Annotated in this window: 2 protein-coding genes; both read right to left on the bottom strand. The window is 59.7% G+C overall.

The genetic code is table 11. The features are described from left to right. Positions 1 to 188: 188 nt before the first annotated feature. Complete coding sequence (locus DW297_RS10160; protein ID WP_136031958.1) at positions 189 to 758, bottom strand: PIN-like domain-containing protein; 570 nt, start codon at positions 756 to 758, stop codon at positions 189 to 191. A 269-nt stretch (positions 759 to 1,027) separates the two neighbouring features. After that, the gene (locus DW297_RS10165) at positions 1,028 to 2,641 is read right to left on the bottom strand and encodes a DUF262 domain-containing protein (protein ID WP_168442839.1); all 1,614 of its coding nucleotides are present in this window, start codon (positions 2,639 to 2,641) and stop codon (positions 1,028 to 1,030) included. Positions 2,642 to 3,364: the final 723 nt, after the last annotated feature.

The following is a 3,364-nucleotide window of genomic DNA, read 5'->3' on the forward strand; positions in this document are numbered from 1 at the left end:
GTAATGATCAGCCTTGTGGCTCCGACCGGCATCGATCCGGTGACCTTTCGATTTTCAGTTGGATGCGGCGGGGTAGCGGGTGCTCGTTGGTCCCTGTCTGCCTCGTGATTGCGCGGAAGTCGCCGCGGTTGGTCACGGCTGGTTTGGCGTGGTTTCAGCGGAGCTACCGGCACAGGACCGGCACAGACTCAAGCGCGCGTAGACGCAAAAGTCTGAAACTGCTCGATGCTCAACATATGGAAGGGGCGGCGTAGGACTGCCGCGGCTTCGGCCATAAGCACGGGGTGAGAAGTACCGTTACGACTCCAGTCCTTTTTGGAATCGTTGGTCACAAAGACGACCGCCTCGGTGGTGCTCGTCAGGCTGCGGAGGGCGCCGAGAAGAAAGTCCGCCCAGACAAAGAAGTCACCGTTGTTGCCTGCGGGATCGCGGAACCCGGGGGGTGTCTTAGTATTGTGGCGCGATGTGGCTACGGGGTGGAACAGGGCGCGAGGAACCTGCGCCACCGACGCCCGTGCCAGGAAGACCTTCATCGTCCGCTCAAAGATCGATCGAACTTGAGGGTCGATCCAGTCGCCGTGAGTCGAGACAAGTTCGGCTACAGCGACTTCCACAGCCTCCCCCGAATCCCCGAGGGATTGTCCAATCCCAGACACTTGTTCCTTCAAATTGTCCATGGCCTTCGAAATTCGCTTCGCTTGAGGATCCAGTGCTTCGAGTGAGTTATTCCAAATCTCCTGCAATACTTGTCCCGGCATGATGAGGGGACCAGAATGGCGGACATCGAGATAGTCGACTGCATTGGTTCCTCGACTTCCGCCCAGGCCAAGGCGAAAAGCCGCATTGGTGTCAAAGCCAAGAGCAAAGTCATCCGTGGCCGGAGCGAAAGTTGGGATCCTCCCCCGTGGATCGAGTGCGTTGAAGAGCGCCTCACGAGAATCAAGGGTCGTATTCCGGTCCAGTAGGTCCAGAAGCAGGGTAACGTGCTGATCCCGTACGCTGCCATCCTCAGCGATTCGGTCTGATGCTACGCGTCGTACCAAAGTTCGCGCGCGTCGGAGGCGAGGATGCGGCCAGACTCGATTATCTGCTCGATGCCCCATTCAGGTTCGCTCCCTATCTGTTCAGCTCGTTCGCCATCTACTGCAGTGGGAAGCAGCTCGCGTTTGAACCCGAGCCATGTCGAACTTCCCATGGGTCGCCTTGTCTCAGTCGAGATGAAGGTGTTTCCGATGGTGGTTGCCCAGTACGAGGCGCGGTCTTCCTCATCTTGGGGCCAATCTGAGTTTCGAGGGCGGATGAAGTACACGTTGCCTTCGAGCTCAGGCGTGATGGTTCCCTGGAGGACTGAGGAACGTATCGCTCCAAGTACTCCGCGGTTGAGGGACCTTTCTGCAACCCTGGCCTGAAATTCAGCAGGATCAGGGCGCAGGTCTTCGAGGGCACCGAGAGCAGCTTGCCATTCGTTCTCTGCGGCGATCCGCTGGGCCGTGATTCCGAACCGACGCTCGACGTTACCCGTGCCTAGTGTTCCCGTCACGATTCTTTGCATGACGAGCTGAAGAAGCCGCTTCATGCCGAGGGTGGCGTCAGATGTGTCTGCCATGGCGAGCAGTATTGGGCGCACGGAGATGATGTTTAAGGCGTTGAGCATGGAGAAGACTGCGAGTTGCTCGTCGTCTGCTGGTCCTACCGCGGTGGGATCAGCGATCTGCTTATAAAGGGGGAGGTGATGCTCCAGATGCAGCATTAGCTCCGCGGGAGGCATGCTCTTCTCCTGCCGACGCTTGCCCGTGAGGATGTCATACAGATCTCTGGGGGCGATATGGCCCCGTTCGACCGTGACCGCATGACGAATGAATTGCACCAGCGTCGCTTGTCCTTCTTCGCGAAATTCTGATGAAATTGACTGCCATGCTTCGTAGCGGTCCTGGCGCTGAGCAGGCGGAGTTTGGCTCAGCACATAACTCTTCAGCAGGTCCGCAGTTGTAAGCTCGCGTCCGCGGGTATTAATCACCTCGAATACGCGGTATGCCGAGGCAGGTGACGGATGGATGAAGACGGCGAAGTAGAGCTTCTCCGTCAGGAACTCAGCCCATGCACCGAGGCGTCGAAACGGATCGTCTTGTAGGTCATCGCGGAGCTTGTCCGTGAGGCGGCTGTAAGCGTCGAAAAGGTAGCTTGGCAACGTGTCGCCGGACGCGATTTCGGATGCTCGATCCGCGGGGCTGGCCAAGATGTGCTGAAGCGCGGCGTCGTCGCCATCCGAGGATAGTGTTACGCGAGCGTTCTCCTCGTCGGTCTCAAAATTGATCGAACGGAGGAAGGTCGACTGAAGACGATCGGCGAGGGCGCGTCGCTCATACTTGAGAGCTTCGTGGTAGAGGGCGGCTGTGAGCAGCGTCAGCGTGAGGATGCGTTGTTGACCGTCCACCACATCCAGAATGGGCTTCTCTCCTGTCACGATGATGAGCCCTAGGAAGTAGCTCTCCTCGCTGACGCTGCCGGCCAGATCACGGAAAAACTCATCGATCTCGTCCGACTCCCACGCATACTCTCGCTGGAACTCAGGGACGTTGAAGCGACCACCTGAGAAGAGTGCCCCGGCGGTGGTCGAAGATGCGCTGAGCGGGGTGTCCATGATCGCGAGTGTAGCGACAAGAAGGGGGCGCGATCCGAAATGGCGAGAGCGATGGATGAGGAGCGCCCGGACCGCAGCGAAGCGAGGACCGGACGCACCGCAGGCCGTCGCTCTCGCCATTTCCGGCCGCTAGGCCGGCCTTGAACGAGCAAAGAAAGTTCTCACAGATCGGTGTCTAGAGCATCAGCCAAGGAGTCGGCGCGCGACGCGTCAGGTGCACCTGCACCTCTGAGGGGCCGAACCACGTGAGTTTCACGTCGTGTTCTGTGTGGTCATCCAGTCGTAGGGCGGGGATGCCGCTGACCATGGCATCAGTGTCGTGGGGGAAGTCGCCGTAGTACGGGAGAAGGATCGCAAGGACCTGCGCGATCTGGAGAGATCCGCCCCACTCGTATCTCACGAGCGACCCCATCGTCCATCCGCTGGGACCCTCGGCGGCGGCCAAGGAGTCTCCGAGCGCCTGAGTGATAAGGCCCGGCAAAGTCGCCGCATCGGGCGGCATTGTCAGTGGCAAGGCGACGAGGGCTGATACCGGCACAAGACCGGCACAAGCACCACGGGAGGCGCGTTTCGTCGCTTCGCTCGCTCAACGACAGGGGGCTGCGGAGGCTCTGAGACTGATCGGAACAGGCCAGGAGCGCGGCCCAGAAAGCGCCCCTCACCGGGGCAAAGCAAAACCCCCGCCATGTAGAAGCTAGGCGAGGGTTTCTGGGCTGATTGTAA

The sequence above is a fragment of the Microbacterium sp. PF5 genome, assembly GCF_004794315.1.
GTDB lineage: Bacteria > Actinomycetota > Actinomycetes > Actinomycetales > Microbacteriaceae > Microbacterium > Microbacterium sufflavum.

Excerpts from the sequence above, each read along its gene's own strand:
- DW297_RS10160 (WP_136031958.1), bottom strand. The coding sequence starts at position 758 with ATGCCGGGACAAGTATTGCAGGAGATTTGGAATAACTCACTCGAAGCA.
- DW297_RS10165 (WP_168442839.1), bottom strand. The coding sequence starts at position 2,641 with ATGGACACCCCGCTCAGCGCATCTTCGACCACCGCCGGGGCACTCTTC.